The sequence below is a fragment of the Pediococcus acidilactici genome, assembly GCA_024970065.1.
Taxonomy (GTDB): Bacteria; Bacillota; Bacilli; order Lactobacillales; family Lactobacillaceae; genus Pediococcus; species Pediococcus acidilactici_A.
On sequence record CP103908.1, the window covers coordinates 1,426,666 to 1,442,014 of the forward strand.

General features: G+C 39.7%; 16 protein-coding genes. 2 read left to right on the forward strand and 14 right to left on the reverse strand.

Translation table 11 applies throughout. The annotated features are described in order from the left end of the window. Positions 1-406: 406 nt before the first annotated feature. From NYR25_06755 to recX, 10 genes are all read right to left on the reverse strand, one after another. Complete coding sequence (locus tag NYR25_06755) at positions 407-1,141, reverse strand: hypothetical protein (protein ID UWF33292.1); 735 nt, start codon at positions 1,139-1,141, stop codon at positions 407-409. Positions 1,142-1,390: 249 nt separating this feature from the next. Beyond that, positions 1,391-2,038 (reverse strand): zinc ribbon domain-containing protein, encoded by a 648-nt coding sequence (locus tag NYR25_06760; protein ID UWF33293.1) that lies wholly within the window; start codon positions 2,036-2,038, stop codon positions 1,391-1,393. A gap of 164 nt (positions 2,039-2,202) precedes the next feature. After that, the gene (locus tag NYR25_06765) at positions 2,203-2,565 is read right to left on the reverse strand and encodes a DUF1634 domain-containing protein (protein ID UWF33294.1); all 363 of its coding nucleotides are present in this window, start codon (positions 2,563-2,565) and stop codon (positions 2,203-2,205) included. After that, complete coding sequence (locus NYR25_06770) at positions 2,566-3,411, reverse strand: sulfite exporter TauE/SafE family protein (GenBank protein ID UWF33295.1); 846 nt, start codon at positions 3,409-3,411, stop codon at positions 2,566-2,568. It abuts the gene before it with no gap. A 165-nt stretch (positions 3,412-3,576) separates the two neighbouring features. After that, complete coding sequence (locus NYR25_06775) at positions 3,577-5,745, reverse strand: LTA synthase family protein (protein ID UWF33296.1); 2,169 nt, start codon at positions 5,743-5,745, stop codon at positions 3,577-3,579. A 103-nt stretch (positions 5,746-5,848) separates the two neighbouring features. Beyond that, on the reverse strand, positions 5,849-7,417 hold the full coding sequence (locus NYR25_06780) for a peptide chain release factor 3 (GenBank protein UWF33297.1): 1,569 nt from the start codon (positions 7,415-7,417) through the stop codon (positions 5,849-5,851). A 66-nt stretch (positions 7,418-7,483) separates the two neighbouring features. Next, complete coding sequence (gene tagD, locus NYR25_06785; GenBank protein ID UWF33298.1) at positions 7,484-7,888, reverse strand: glycerol-3-phosphate cytidylyltransferase; 405 nt, start codon at positions 7,886-7,888, stop codon at positions 7,484-7,486. Positions 7,889-7,963: 75 nt separating this feature from the next. Further along, positions 7,964-9,094: an AI-2E family transporter gene (locus NYR25_06790; protein UWF33299.1), complete on the reverse strand. Its 1,131-nt coding sequence runs from the start codon at positions 9,092-9,094 to the stop codon at positions 7,964-7,966. 79 nt (positions 9,095-9,173) lie between these two features. Beyond that, positions 9,174-9,728 (reverse strand): DUF402 domain-containing protein, encoded by a 555-nt coding sequence (locus tag NYR25_06795; protein UWF33300.1) that lies wholly within the window; start codon positions 9,726-9,728, stop codon positions 9,174-9,176. A 92-nt stretch (positions 9,729-9,820) separates the two neighbouring features. After that, on the reverse strand, positions 9,821-10,636 hold the full coding sequence (recX, locus tag NYR25_06800; GenBank protein UWF33301.1) for a recombination regulator RecX: 816 nt from the start codon (positions 10,634-10,636) through the stop codon (positions 9,821-9,823). Positions 10,637-10,688: 52 nt separating this feature from the next. On the opposite strand from recX, the gene NYR25_06805 reads away from it, so the two are divergent. Beyond that, complete coding sequence (locus NYR25_06805) at positions 10,689-11,147, forward strand: flavodoxin (protein UWF33302.1); 459 nt, start codon at positions 10,689-10,691, stop codon at positions 11,145-11,147. Positions 11,148-11,347: 200 nt separating this feature from the next. Here NYR25_06805 and NYR25_06810 read toward each other — a convergent pair whose 3' ends face one another. The 3 genes from NYR25_06810 to NYR25_06820 form a co-directional block, all read right to left on the reverse strand. Next, complete coding sequence (locus NYR25_06810) at positions 11,348-11,974, reverse strand: N-acetyltransferase (protein UWF33303.1); 627 nt, start codon at positions 11,972-11,974, stop codon at positions 11,348-11,350. Positions 11,975-12,184: 210 nt separating this feature from the next. Beyond that, positions 12,185-12,787, reverse strand: coding sequence for a DUF3841 domain-containing protein (locus NYR25_06815; protein ID UWF33304.1), 603 nt, complete (start codon positions 12,785-12,787; stop codon positions 12,185-12,187). A gap of 21 nt (positions 12,788-12,808) precedes the next feature. After that, a complete protein-coding gene (locus NYR25_06820; protein ID UWF33305.1) occupies positions 12,809-13,696 on the reverse strand; it encodes an Mrr restriction system protein in 888 nt (295 codons plus the stop codon). A gap of 220 nt (positions 13,697-13,916) precedes the next feature. Between NYR25_06820 and NYR25_06825 the strand changes: the two genes are divergently transcribed. Next, positions 13,917-14,237, forward strand: a complete 321-nt coding sequence (locus NYR25_06825) for a multidrug efflux SMR transporter (GenBank protein UWF33306.1) — start codon at positions 13,917-13,919, stop codon at positions 14,235-14,237. A 220-nt stretch (positions 14,238-14,457) separates the two neighbouring features. Here NYR25_06825 and NYR25_06830 read toward each other — a convergent pair whose 3' ends face one another. Further along, complete coding sequence (locus NYR25_06830) at positions 14,458-14,952, reverse strand: hypothetical protein (protein ID UWF33307.1); 495 nt, start codon at positions 14,950-14,952, stop codon at positions 14,458-14,460. Positions 14,953-15,349: the final 397 nt, after the last annotated feature.

Sequence of the window (15,349 nt, forward strand, 5' to 3'; positions counted from 1 at the left end):
AATGTTTTCATAAATTAACACACTTGATTTATATTACCCTTTAATGTTACACCCTTAACCAAGATTGTCTGTCTCAACATTTTTAAAAAATGACATAAATAAAAAACTCGTTTTTCCTGCTAACTAAATTTATTATCCTGGGACTAATTTTTTCCAAATAAAAAAGCCTTAAAATCATTGGCTACTGCACCCCTAATTTCAAAGCCATTCATTATACATCCCAATTACGCGATATGATTTATCGGTAATGTAAGGATACTATCTAATCTCAATTACTTATAGGACCAGCTTAGACCACTACGCAATCATACAAATTCACTCAACATGAAAGCATTCTTTTATTGAAATGCCAGTAGTCTTAACAGTAGCACCAATTAATTAGGACACATTTGTGCATATAGCAATTCTACTTATGTTTAAACCATGCACTACTATGCTCTTGAAAGCCGTTAAAAATAGTACTTACCTTACGCCCATGGATTAGACGCGTGCTAAAATACCGGTATGCTACATAGTTAGAAATCAACATTTCAAAATTTCCCACACTGTAAGAGTCATCCCCTTGTTTGACTCTTAATTCCGCGTCGGTAATTAATTTAACCATAATTCCTAAATATTCAATTAAGATGTCCCGCGTTCCTACCATTATCCCCAAATTTAAGATTGTTAAGTTATTATTTTCCCAAATAAAATCCTTCATATAAGTTGGAGCCGCGTTATCGATGATGATTGATGTATTAAAAAGTGACGTAGTTTCATCACCCATATATAAAATTCCATCTTGAACATCGTCAAATGGATAATTAAGCATGGTAACGTCTCCGGCATCAGTTAGCGCCGCTTTTTCAATCTCCGGATGGGCCTTTAAAAAATCGAATGCCATCAAAATCCGATAAAAATATAAAGTTAGATTTGGATAGTGTTCAAATAAATCAAGGTGAGTAATTGTTACACCGTCACCTACGTCGTCTCGGCTTGGCCCATTTGTTAATACGTAATAAGGAACCTTAAAATGCGCTAAAGAGTCCGTCTGTTTCTTTACCTTTTCAGCAATATCAATTTTACTATTATCTTTGTGATAAAGGATCTCATCCATATTGACGATAAATTCACTTATCACGACGTTTGGTTCAACTTTCATGTAAAACTCCCTTATTTATACTTGGTCTTGGTAATTATACTAGACGTTAAAATTCCATCGCGTTAATTATAACCTCTATATAGTGGCTTGTCTACGGTACCAGTAAGAAGCTCTTTTGCAAAATGCGATTCCCAAATTTTCTCTCCAACGGTGGTTTGTAGTTAAATAAAACGGGCTTAGTTACCATGGTAACCAAACCCGTTTTGTAGATGATAAAAGTTATTCTGTTATTTTGACAAGTTAACTCGTTTAGTTAGCTTGAGCTCCGCACTTGTTGCAGAACTTAGCTCCTTCAGCAAGTGGTGCGCCACAACTACCACAAAATGCGCTTGCTTGGGGAGCAGCATTATTTGCATCCCCACTTACAGCGTTAACAATTTGTTGTGTGTTTTGGGTTCCTTGTTGGATTGTGCGGTCTGTTTGTGCTCTCACGTTGCGGTCCGCTTGATATGTAGCTAATTTTTGGGTAATTTTTTCTTCTAATTCTTCGCTATGATGTGCTTCGAAGAAAGGTAAGTCAATTGTCTTACTAATTCCGGAGCGTTCGTAGTTAAACGTGGTTCTAATCCCACTACCAATTAAAAGTACCCCAACTAAAATTGCAATTAAAGCCGTAAAGAATGATGAACCCATGAAAGCTACTTCAACAGCCGCAATTAATAATCCTAAAAAGATTGAGCTCAACTTATATGATTTTGATGTGTATACGTTAGTAATTCCTGAAAGTGGGGATGAGTCCTTTTGCTTCCCAGCAGGAATCAAACCAAAGAAAATCGTATTTGGCATATTTACCCGTAGGAAGGCGTCATCTATTGTAATACTCCCCTTTATCCAAAACGCCAATAAACTAACAGAAAACGCATCGCTATCGTTTTCAACAACTGCAGATTGTACCATTATTATTCCTCCTAAATTAACAGTTATAACAATTATATATTCATATAAGACGCTTTGTAAACCTCTTTCCTAAAAAAGCGCGGTTTAAAATCTAGTTTTTCCCGATTGCTAACCAAAAAAAGCTAGGAAAGTTGCTTAACCTTCCTAGCTTCTTTAGTTACTAACTATCCTTGATATCCAATTGTCATTCCGATAATTAAGATGACCAAAACAATTGTCGTGATGGTTACGTATAGTCGATCGCCTTCCTTAGCAAAGGCGTAAATCGACACCACTACCCGTAAAACTGGCGTCAGGATCAATAAAAAGATCCCTAACATTAACACTGCATAAGGTCTTAATTGCGTTACCCCATGAAAAATTATTCCTAACCGGGTGGGTAGGGCTCCCGTATAACCTGAGCCATTTTTTACCAACCATAGGCCAATTCCAAGGATGATCACTGCTGCAGAGATATAAACCCCAACTTGCAAAATTCGGCCAATCAATAATTCGACGTGATTCATTTCCTTTTGTTTAGCATTCATCTAGAAGTTCACCCCAAATCCTTTTAAAACCATTTGTAAGCCCATGTACAGCAACACGGGGATGAAGATTAAGCGAATCCAACGGGGACGGAGGTGTTGCATGATTCGGCTCCCTAATTGGGCCCCAAATAAAATTCCGATTGCTAAGGGACCCGCAATGTCAGCATGAATCGAACCATTAAAGAAGTATACCATTGCACTGGCTGCCGCGGTTACCCCCATCATTAAGTTGCTGGTTGCACTAGAAGGTTTCAACGGCATCTTCATAATGTTATCCATTGCCATCACCTTGAAAGCCCCGCTTCCAATTCCTAAAAGTCCGCTGGCTAAGCCTGCACCAAACATCACCGCTGAGCCTCCCGGAACGTTTTCCACTTGGTAGTCAATTTGCTTTTGCAAAGCTTTATCATAATAACTACCACTAAGGTTAAGTCGGTTAGCTAACCGATCATTTTTGGCGCTGCCCTCTTCGCTACCACCTTGTCGTAATTTTCGGTACATGTTCCAACTGGAAAAAACTAAAAATGATCCAAAGAGTACGTAAAGAACCGTAGAATTGAAAATCCCAGTCATAATGGCCCCTACAATCGCTCCAACCGTGGTTGCAATTTCCAAAAACATGGCCACCCGTAAGTTAAGCATCTCGTCCTTTAGGTAGGCAATCGTAGCCCCCGAACTAGTTGCAATAACGGCGATAATACTTGCCCCAATCGCGTATTTTATATCTAACCCCATCCCAATCGTTAGGACCGGCGTGATGATCATTCCCCCGCCAATCCCGAGGATGGCACCGAACACTCCGGCTAGTAAACCGACCAGCAATAAAATGATTAAGTGACTTGCCATAAACTCTAACTCTCCTTCTGCTTGTTTGAAATTCTTAAAAATACTAACCATTCTTAATTAGTATTTTAGTCTAAAAAACAAGAAAGGTTGGGAAAAAATTTCCCAACCTCTACATGTTAATACTTAATTCTGTTTGGGCTAAGCATGTCCCTAAATTGTTAAAGCTTATTTATCTTTGTCTTGGGTAGTAGCATCGTCAGAGTGATGTTCCGATTCGCTGCCTTCCCCTGAACTACTGCTTGATGAACTTGAACTAGCCGCCTTATCGGCATTTTCTGGAAGTTCTGGTGCATCGGTTACGTAATCGTCAACCGTGGACCGACCATGATTTTGTTCAAGCAGACTAGTTTTGGACTTTTGAGCCTTTTTCAAATTCTTAAGTGCGCTCTTCTTTGTGTAACTATAGTCCGACTTATTGACCTTCTTGAACCAATCTAAGTCCGCAAATCGTAGTAAATCGCCATTGATGATTCGATCGGAATAATTCAACTCATCATTAACGTACTGTTGAATTTGTTTAACTTCACGTTTTTGCTTAGCCGTTTCGTCGGTAATTTGTTCACCGCTGGCCGTGTAATACAGGTCCCCGCCGTACTTGGTATATTTCTTAGAAACAAAATCGCCATTACGGAAGGCCACGATTTGGTTGTACTGCTTAGAATTAATGTCGTGTCCAAATTGGTAAGCCCCCGGCGTATCAATTCCTAAGAGGTTCAATAGGGTCGGCATTACGTCAATTTCACCACTGTAGTTGTGGTTAACGCCACCTTTCAGACCCGGAGCGTGAATCATAAACGGTACCTTTTGGAACATCGCCAAATCATAGTTAGTGACCCCTTTTAACCCTAAAATCTTGGCAATTGCGGGTTTATGGTTGTTCGAAATTCCGTAATGGTCCCCGTACATCATGATTAAACTCTTATCGTAGAGCCCGGTCTTCTTCAAGTAACTGATTAGCTCTCCAACCGCTTGGTCAAGGTAATGGGCTGTTTGCACATACGGGTCGACGGTTGAATCTCCGGTTTCCCACGGATCAATAGAAACGTTTTTCTTTTCGATTCCGTACGGATAGTGGTTAGAAACCGTGATTAATTTTGCGTAGAACGGCTGTGGAAGTTCTTCAAGGAATTTCGCGGACTGTTGTAAGAACAACTTATCCTTCATTCCGTATCCACTTACGTAATCCTTCTTCAACGAGTAGTATTGCTTACTGAAGAAGTACTGGTAACCAAATGATTTATAAGCGTTATCCCGGTTCCAGAAACTAGCTACGTCCCCATGAAAGGCAGCGGTCGTGTAGCCGTGCTGATCCATAATTGCAGGCATGGACTGGAAGGTGTTGGTAGTACCATCCGTAACCATCGCTGATCCTTCAGGTAATCCAAACAACGAATTTTCTAACATCATCTCGGCGTCGGCCGTCTTTCCTTGTCCAACTTGGTTAAAGAAGTTGTCATAAGCTAGCGTGTTCTTGTCATTGTAAAACTTATTGATGTTAGGGGTAATTTCCTTTCCCTTCCACTTTTGGTTAATGACAAACTGTTGCAAACTTTCCAAGTGAATAATAATTACGTTCTTACCCTTAGCCACACCCTTATATTCGATGTTAGCTGGAACGTTATTTTTCTTTAAAAATTCATTAATTGGTTTTAATTGGGAACTTTTAGCTTCTTTTTTCTTATTGCTATTTTGAACGGTCTTAACCCCGTCATATAGCGTAAAGCTTTGTAGTCCCAAATATTTAACAATGTAGTTATTATCAAACGTCCGAGTCAGGAGACCGGAACGGTTTGAATAAGCAAGGGCCAAGTTAGCAGCTAGCACCCCAATTGACAGGATGGTGACTGCTAACGAGTTAACCAACTTAAAGCGTTGCTGATCAATTTTGGCAAAGCCAAACGCTAAAATGGCAATCACAAAGATTACGTCAACAAATACCAAAAAGTCGGTCGGCCGCAGGATTCCCATCAAACTTTTTCCCAAGTTATCTGATGCGGCACCCGACCCCTTAATTAAGTTAAAGGTGATAAAATCTGAAAACTCTCGGTAGTACAAAATGTTAGCAAATAGCCAGGTTGACAAGATTGCATCCATTACAATCATGTACCAGTAGGCCCATTTGCCCCGGATATATAATCCAATTCCAAATAATAGAATGGCAAAGCCAAGGGGGCTGATGGCTAAAATTAATTCCTGCATCCCACCTTGAACACCTAACGTAAATTTAGTTTGGTACGCAATGTATGATTTCAGCCAAAACAGCCCGGTAATCAACATAAAGAACCCAAACTTAGTGTTCAATCCCTGGCGAAACTTACCCCATAAACGATTCATGCTATCGTTCCTCCACATGATATTTCTTAAATAACTTATCCATTATAGCCCATAATTTACTTAATTGGCCGCTTGAATCGGTTACTTTAGAAAGTTTTATTTTTTAAAGTTTTGCGGTGAGTTCTACGTCAGGATACTTACCTTTGAACCAACGTTCCGCGAATTGATTTTCGAATAGGAAGAGCGGTTGTCCAGCACGGTCCTTCACCAACAAATTCCGGGAAGACGACATTTTTTCGTCCAACTGTTCCGGGTTGATCCAACGGGCAATTTTCTTGCCCATTGGCTGCATTACCACTTCCGAATTATATTCGTTTTGCATCCGGAATTGGAACACTTCGAATTGCAATTGTCCCACGGCACCGAGGATGTAATCCCCCGTAGTGTAGTTAGTGTATAACTGTACTGCACCTTCTTGGACTAACTGTTGAATTCCTTTATGGAAGGACTTTTGCTTCATCACGTTCTTTGCAGAAACGCCCATGAACAATTCGGGGGTAAATTGTGGCAACTTTTCAAATTGCACCGGGTGTTTACCGGCGTAAATCGTATCCCCAATCTGGAAGTTACCCGTGTCGTACAAACCAATAATATCTCCAGCAACCGCACGTTCAACATTTTCCCGCGCGTCCGCCATAAATTGAGTTGAATTGGAAAGCCGCAACGTCTTACCAGTCCGTTTTAAAGTAACGTCCATTCCCCGGTCAAATTCTCCGGAACAGATTCGCAAGAAAGCGATCCGGTCCCGGTGGTTAGGGTTCATGTTCGCCTGGATTTTAAAGACAAATCCTGAAAACTCTTCGTCAGTTGGTTGAATTTGTTCTCCTTCGGCGACTTTATGTGCGGACGGTGCCGGAGCAAATTGTAAATACGCATCTAAGAAAGTCTTTACCCCAAAGTTAGTTAGCGCTGAACCGAAGAAAACCGGTGTCAATTCACCCTTGGCAATCTTAGCTTCGTCGAACTGGTTCCCCGCTTCCTTCATCAAATCGACTTCCATCATCGCGTCTTGGAAGACACTTTCTTCTTCAATGGGATTAGGTTCTTTTAATTCTCCGTTACTATCAAGCGCTAAATATTCGGGCTCGTCAGTATGTAATTCGATTCGGTTATTGTAAATGTCATACAAGCCTGCCAAACCTTTTCCCATCCCAATTGGCCAATTCATTGGGTAAGCGTCAATTTCCAGAACTTCTTCTAGTTCATTTACTAGGTCGAGAGGCTCGCGTCCATCCCGATCCAACTTGTTCATAAAGGTAAAGATCGGAATCCCGCGCATTTTACAAATTTGGAACAACTTTTTAGTTTGGGGCTCAATCCCCTTCGCGGAATCGATCACCATCACCGCGGAATCCACGGCCATTAAGGTTCGGTAAGTATCTTCCGAAAAATCCTCATGTCCGGGAGTGTCCAAGATGTTGATCCGTTTTCCTGCATAGTCAAACTGCATCACCGAACTAGTTACGGAGATTCCCCGCTTCTTTTCAATTTCCATCCAGTCTGACTTAGCGTAGTTCCCGGTTTTCCGAGCTTTAACCGTTCCGGCTTCCCGCACTACGCCCCCAAACAATAGTAGTTGTTCGGTAATGGTAGTTTTCCCCGCATCCGGGTGAGAAATAATTGCAAAAGTGCGTCGTTTATCGACCGCCGCTTTTAATTCTGCCTGGTTCATATTCGTTCCTTTCCCTCTAAAAAATAAGATTGGAATCATTTTGATATCCCAATCTTAACTGTTGTCTTAATCTTTTTTATAATCACCAAGACCTAAATCACGCTTGATTTTAGTTGTCGAGATTCCTTCGGTCCGTGGTAAATAAATAACTTTACAGTAATCCTTGAGAAAATCAAATTGACCCTTCCAGTCGTCGCCCATTACGAAAATATCAATATCATTTTCCTTAACGTCATTTATCTTTTGATCCCATCCGCGCTCTGGAATCACTTCGTCAACATATTTAATCGCTTCTAAAATGTACTTTCGGTCTTCGTACGGGGTGTAAGCTTTCTTCCCCTTAACTGCATTAAACTCATCCGTTGATAAACATACTGTCAAATGGTCGCCTAATTCACGTGCCCGCTTTAACAACCGGACGTGCCCTTTATGCAACAGGTCGAAAGTCCCGTAAGTAATTACTTTTGTCAAGATTTTTTTCTCCTTGAAATAATTTATCTAACTCTGTAGATATTACCATATTAATAGCAAACTACCAAATTTAGCCTATTTTTCTGGCTTAACTTTTTCTTCAATCTTTTCCCGGTCTAAAACCCAGATATGGTGGATAAAATTAATTAAAACTTTAACAATCGCGTAGGTCGGTACCGCCAAAATCATCCCCAAAATTCCCGCAAGTTTTCCCGCTACCAACAGTAAAATAATGATGGTTAACGGATGAATTTGCAAGGACTTACCGATTACGTTCGGGTAAATTAGATTTCCGTCCACTTGTTGGACAATTAAAACCACGATGATTACTGAAATCACCTGTTCGGGCGACTGGGCGATCGCCACTAGCAGCGAAGGAAAAATCCCGAAATACGGACCGACGTACGGGATAATATTGCAAATCCCCGCGATCACGCCGAGCACCAACCCGTACGGCTGATGAATAATCATATAGCCAATCACGGTGAAGGTTCCCACGAAGATACATTCAATTACCTGTCCGGAAATGTAAGAGGATAGCGTGTCACTCATTGAATAAAATAAATCTAACACATTTTTGCGGTTATGTTCCGGCACAATCCGGGAAATCGTCGGAATTAATTTATAGCCATCCTTCAACATGTAAAATAAAATAATGGGCACCGTAATCACGATTACCGTGATGTTGGTAAGGGCGGCGATAATGTTACCGATACTGTTAGTCATGTTCGCCAAAAATTGCTCCGCGTACTGCCCGATTTCACTATTCAGGTTCTTGAGGTACGGGTCGAAATCAACTTTGCGCAGCCAGGAGTGATCAACCATTTGGGGAATGGCCACCTGTAGCTTCTTAGCGATCATTGGTAAATTCCCCAGCATTTGGGAAATTTGGTCAATTAAACTTGGTAAAAAGGAGCTAATTCCCCAAACAATCAACAGCAAGAACCCTACAAACACCAACACAACCGCCCAAGTTCGGGTTATTCGAAATTTTTTATAGTGGACCTTCATTAATAAGTTAACCAGCGGATGCAGCATGTAGTACAAGAAGGTCGCTAAGATTAACGGCATGAATACCGTACTAATAAACGTCCCGATTGGGCTAAACAAAAAATCAATCTTTGTACAAACCCACAGTAGGGTCGCAATGATTAATAATTCCAGCGACCAGTACATTAAGGGCGTTTTACGAAATTTCTCAAACATTTACCAGACTCCTCATTTTTCTCTATGTTCAGTGTATTCTTTTTTAAAGAAAAGGGAAGTGCTCTTCACACCTCCCTTTTTACCGAGTATTGCGCTCCGCTATATTCAGATAACGTTTGTACCAAATATTAATAAACTCAACCGAAAACGGTCCACGCTTTTTATTTATCCAATCCGTCAGTTCCCGAACACTATCCAATAAAATCTGAATCGTATCTGCGGAATAGTGCCACTGCCGGCTGAACTGCTCGAATTCGTCCGTATCCAAGAGGCGCCGTTCGCCATTGGGAAACACCTTAACATCTAAATCGTAATCAATGTACTTGAGGGCTTCGCGATCTAAAACATATGGTGACGCAATGTTACAGTAATAGGAAATCCCGTTATCCCGAATCATGGCCACCACGTTAAACCAAGTATGCTTATTAAAATAAACCAGCGCCGGTTCCCGGGTCACCCAGCGACGATCGTTATCTTCAATCACCACCGTATGATCGTTACAGCCAATGAACTCGTCTTGACTGTTTTTCAGAACCATTGTTTCACGCCAAGTCCGATGCAAACTACCATCATGCTTATAGCTTTTTATCGCAATATACTCGCCTTCCTTTGGTCCATCTGAGTATTGAGACATAGCATAAGCCTACTTCCTACAGCTGAAAGCTTTCAATTTCTCTTCAATTATACCAAAGTGAACTTTAATTTTGCACTATCCATTCCAGAAACTTAAGAATCATTTTCGTTTAAAAAACGTTCAATTAATTCCATTTCAAAGCCCTTTTGATACAGCGACCGCTTAATTTTAGTGGTTCGTTGGTATTCCGGTTGCCCCTGGTACCGGTGTAACAGCCGTTCCCCCAATTTACGTAGCTTTTCATACTCCGCATCGCTATCCACCGCAAATTCAATTTCAGCTAAGGCCCGGTCGATAATTTCACTGGTGAACCCCTTTTGCATTAAGTTTTGTCGCACCTTCAATTGTTGCTGCCGTACCGCGCGATTTTGGTGCCGCTTTTGCAGCTTCTGTCCGACCCGGACTGCTAAAGCCACCTGTTCAGCATCGGTAAATAGCTGCAATCCCGCTTGCAAGTCGTTTTCCAGCACCCCTTTTTGCCGTAAATGATTAATTAGGTACCGGGGCCCCTTATCGCCCGTCCGCATCATCGTCCGAACGTAGCTTTTGGCGTATTCCTGATCGTCTAATAAATTCAAGTCAGCTAACTTAGCAATCACCGCTTCAATTACCGACTCCTCGTAATCCTGCTGACGCAATTTTTGGCGTACTTCATTTTCCGTGCGTAACTGGCCAGTTATATAGGTCAGCGCGATGTTGTATGCTTCGGCATTGGTTTCGTATTCGCCAATTTCTTTTAATAACGTGCTAGTGATGGCCATTCCCTTACCTAACCGAAAGTGAATGAAGGTTTCTTCACTAATTGGAAATGCGTATTCACCGTCCAAAAAAACGTTGTAACGCCCCGCCCGTTTTTGCGCGGTAATTTTAGTAATTTTTTTAGTTTCTTCAGAATTAATGTTAATCAACTCCTTTTTTGCTATACTTTGATAGGAAAATATTGGAAAGAAGGATCAAACTATGCCAACTGCAAAAGTTGTTTTTGCTACCATCACTGGTAATAATGAGGACTGTGCTGACATCATTACCGAAGCTTTAGAAGATTTAGGCGTGGAAGTTGATGAAACCGAAATTTCACAAACCGACGCTGCCGAACTTAAAGACTACGACATTAACGTCATCGTCCCCTACACCTATGACGAAGGGGCACTGCCTGAAGAGGGGCTCGACTTTTACGACGACCTCGCCGACCTTGATTTGAGCGGCAAAATTTACGGAGTCGCTGGATCAGGAGACACATTCTACGAAGAATTTTACTGCGTCGCCGTTGATAAGTTTAGTGAAGCTCTCACTAAGGCTAACGCAACTAAGGGAACTGCCGATCTTAAGATTAACTTAGCTCCCGAATCGCAAGAGGATCTTGATCACCTAGATCAATTCGCCCAGGACTTGGTTGACGCCTATAACGCCCAAAATTAATTCTTGTATGTAGCAAAGCGTAGAAGCTGATTTGGTTCAGTTTCTACGCTTTTTGGTTTACAAACTTTTACTGTTGAATCCTAACCACCACGGTTAAAGATTTCCTTCAGCTCTATTATAGCAAAGGTACTTGTCAAAAAAGCTAAACCCGTCACTTAAAGACAGAACGCCTCGTAATTGTGACAGGTTTACTTTTCAGATTAAGCTAGTTGCCCGGGAAGGACGCGCTTTTCTTTTGGCGGAAATTGCTGGTCAAATTTATTAACGTCGCTTTCACTGACGTAATACGCTGAGGGCGTGTAGTATAGCGCTCCTTGTACTTGCTCAAAGAAGCCTTTCCGTAATTCTTTTGCCAAAAAATATGGGAGTTCCACGTTTTCAGGTTCACTTGCGTAACGAATTCCCTTGGTGGTCGCAATTTCAAAACCAGCGTGTTTATAAAAGGCTAAGTTGCCTTCAATGCATAGTGCAGAGGCACCCCATTTACGTGCTTGAGCAATGCCATAATTGAGCAGCTTTTTCCCGTACCCCTTCCGTTGGTAAGCCGGGGCAATTGATAACGGTCCAAACGTTAAAACGGGCGCTTCATTGCCGTTTTTACCAACCAATTTTGCCTTCACAAAGCAAATTTGCCCGATAATTTGATGATCTTTTTCCATTACCAAGTTAAGTTGAGGGACAAACTCGGAACTTTTGCGTAAAACATGTAATACGTAATGTTCATAACAACCTGGCCGATAAACGTTCCAAAAGGCTTCCCGGACCATCGCTTCCGTTTTCCGATAGTCAGCTGGTTTTTCTAACCGAATCAAATAATCTTTTTCCATTTTAACGATCTCCTTAAGAATTGATTTCAATGGCAATTCCAGAAGATTTGTAGGCCAAACCTTCTGGCTAACCTACAATCGCTAAGGTGCTGTAATTAATCATTCAACCTTCTCCTTAATGAATTTATTTTGAGCTTATCAAAGAGAACTAGGAAATTCAAACATTGGCCATTTAGACTTTCACTTTTAAGAAGATGTTTAACAAGCAGTTTATTTAAGGGCTCCCTGTATTAATTTAGTTTTGCATCCTTTTTGTAAGCGCCAAACTTTACGGACGTACTCACTTTTTAAAACCCAAAAACATCCTTGAATGTCCCGGCCATTTGCTGTCCACTCACCCTTTCGAGGGGTAACATCGAAAATTTTTTGCCACGATTTTTGTTTATATAAACGTTGCGTTTCTTTTGATAACCCATCAAACCACTGTTCTTGCTGAAGCCATTCTGCTTCCCCGCTTGCATTGGGCAGGTACCAGTCGTTCAACACGAAATGCCATTTTTCAAAGTCACTTAGCAATACTAAGTTTTCAGGCACCTCAATTTCTATGCAGACTTGGTCTTCATAATCTAGTCTCCTTCTAAAATCTGGGGGCCGGTGAGCATAATTTTGCTTATACCACGCCCAAATTGGGTATTTTACCCCACTAGGCGGAAAATTAACTTTATCTTTCATTTGTTCAACCATCCAACAATAGGCAATTTGAAAATTATCGTTGTCTTTCAAATTGGATTGTTGTGTTTCATCGCAACTAAAAACTTTCCTTTCCATTAGTTGCACGTACACCGAATATGGTTGATTTGTCCACATAATCATTGGGCACACTTCCAATTTTGTCTAATTAAAGTCGGTATAAAAGCTCTTAAGCCGATACGTCACTACTTCTTCGACATAGTATTGATACTTGGCCACTAGATTGCAAACTTCATCACCGTTAATCAACGTAATGATTCGAGTTCCTTCCTTAGCTGTGTTAATTGCTTCTCGTGTAAAATCCGAATTGGTAATAAATATTCCAAACTCAGCATTATACTTATCCATCGCCCCTCGAAATTTATCGATTTCTGGCGCAGATACTTTTCCATTCCAGCGTTTCGCTTGTAGAGCTACTCGAGTAGTTCGATAATCATCAGATTGTACGTATCCAAAGCCATCCAATCCACCATCAGCGATATACTGTACCCCAATTTTATCGTCTATATCGATCCCCATTTGTTTTAAAAGCCCTCTACAAAACAATTCAAACTTATGAGGATTCATTTTAGCAAGTGCATTTAACAATTCTTGTCGCCAAGGCTCATCTACATCATTATCCGTATCATCAACTGTTTCTGTTACTTTTTCAATGTTTGTAGGCTTTTTTTGTCCAGAAAATTTAGGTTCCGACAAGGGTCTAACATCCCGAAATGCATCAAATTGATCGAGGTCAATGCTCCGTCCTTTTTCAGCCAGTTCTAAAGTTCGGTTGTCATCAGTGTTAATAAATCCTGCTAAAATCAAATGTTTTATTGCAAAATTAAAATCATATTCAAAAGGGTGATACTGATTCCCCGTCTTTTTAGACGTACGAACCTCATCGACCCGCTTTTCAGATATTACTTCTGAATGGTCTCTGATTTCCCGACGAATATCTTTTCGAGTTACTTTACCACCAAGTTTACGCATGGCAATCAGCGATTCTTTCATAATTAAGTTTTCGGCTTCAATCGTCTTATTTTTTGTCATAAAACTCTCCTACGTCTTTTGTTATAAATGTTTTAGATTAATTCATATACAGATACCCTATAACACTACCACTAATATTATAACTTTTAGGTACTTAACTCATTATAAATTTACAGAACGTCGCTACCATCACCTCGCGAGAACTTGTTCAATTACAACTCTACAAATCAAAAATTTTCGCCGATATAATGCTGTAGTAATACCAAGGAGGTTACTAATTATGCATTATATTGAATTAATTTTCGCAATCCCTTGTGAACTAGTAGGAACTAATTTAATGAAATTATCCGCGGGTTTTACCAAGATTAGCTTTTCTGCCGGCACTCTGGGTGCTTATGCACTTTGCTTTTATTTTCTGTCGCTATCTCTTAGAGGAATTACATTAAACGTTGCTTATGCTACTTGGGGCGGTGCAGGAATTGTTTTAGCCACCTTATTGTCCTATTTAGTCTATCATGAAGAAACTTCGGGAACGCAGCTTTTCGGAATCGTTTTAATTGTCATTGGAGTTATTTTGGCTAACTTAGCGGGTAATCATTAAAATAACTGCCATATGTAAAAAAAGTGTGCCCCTAGTATTCAGGCTCTAGAATAACAAGTGTGGATGAACAGTAAAAAAATGTTTGTCGACACTTTTTTCATACGAAAAAGGACATATCATCATCCCTTAATGCTACAATCATGTCGACGAAAACCCAATTGAAAGCAGATGATAATATGTCCCCTTTATTATCTGATCTATAAATATTCTAAAAATCTCACTAATTAATTCGATTAATTATAAATATAGAAATAGCTATTATTGCAGAAAATGCTATTGATTTAGTCCAGTTACCAGAAATTGATACAAGTCTCCATAAAATAAAACATACTGCCAAAATTTGCATTAGAGGAAAATTAATATCAATAGTATTGCTCAAAAGAATATTGATAAGTGGTTGAATAATTAGAATGATTAAAAAAACTAAAAAAGAATTTTGAAAATCATTGTATTTCCCTTCACTCTGATAAACTTTAGTTGTAATAAAAGCAAAAATCTTAGAGAAGAAGTAAGATAACAATATGCTCGCAATTAAGATTAGAGCTACAACAATTAAAATAGCTATTCTCATTGACCCATTTGTTATAACCTGATTAATCATCGAAGAAAATTCTTTTGGATCAGTATAATGATATATTGAGAAAAATATAGTTGTCTGCAGTAAAGAAAAAATCAAAATTAATATTGTAGTTAAATTTTTATTATATTTTACCAATAAAATCACCATCCTTTATCGCATCTATTTTTTATCCTCTATCTAACTGTTAACTACTCTTAGTATCTTGGGAGGACGCTATGCTCTGGATTTAAACCAACCAATTTCCTTCTAGAAAGCGACGTCTTAGTCACTTGACCAAGAGGCAACTCTATTCTTGCTTTGACGGTATCAAATTCTGATAAAACAATCAAGTTAAGTAAAAAATACATTACACTTATAAATAAGGAATATCCAAGTACCTCTTATCTAAAAAATAAAATTGGTATTTGTGATTTTTTAATTGTTTCATAATAAAATTAACTCTTATTTTGTTATGTCTCTACATACCACATCTACTACTACCGAAACATGAATTTCATCAGAAATCACTTTTTTCGATTATTTTACTTATCTA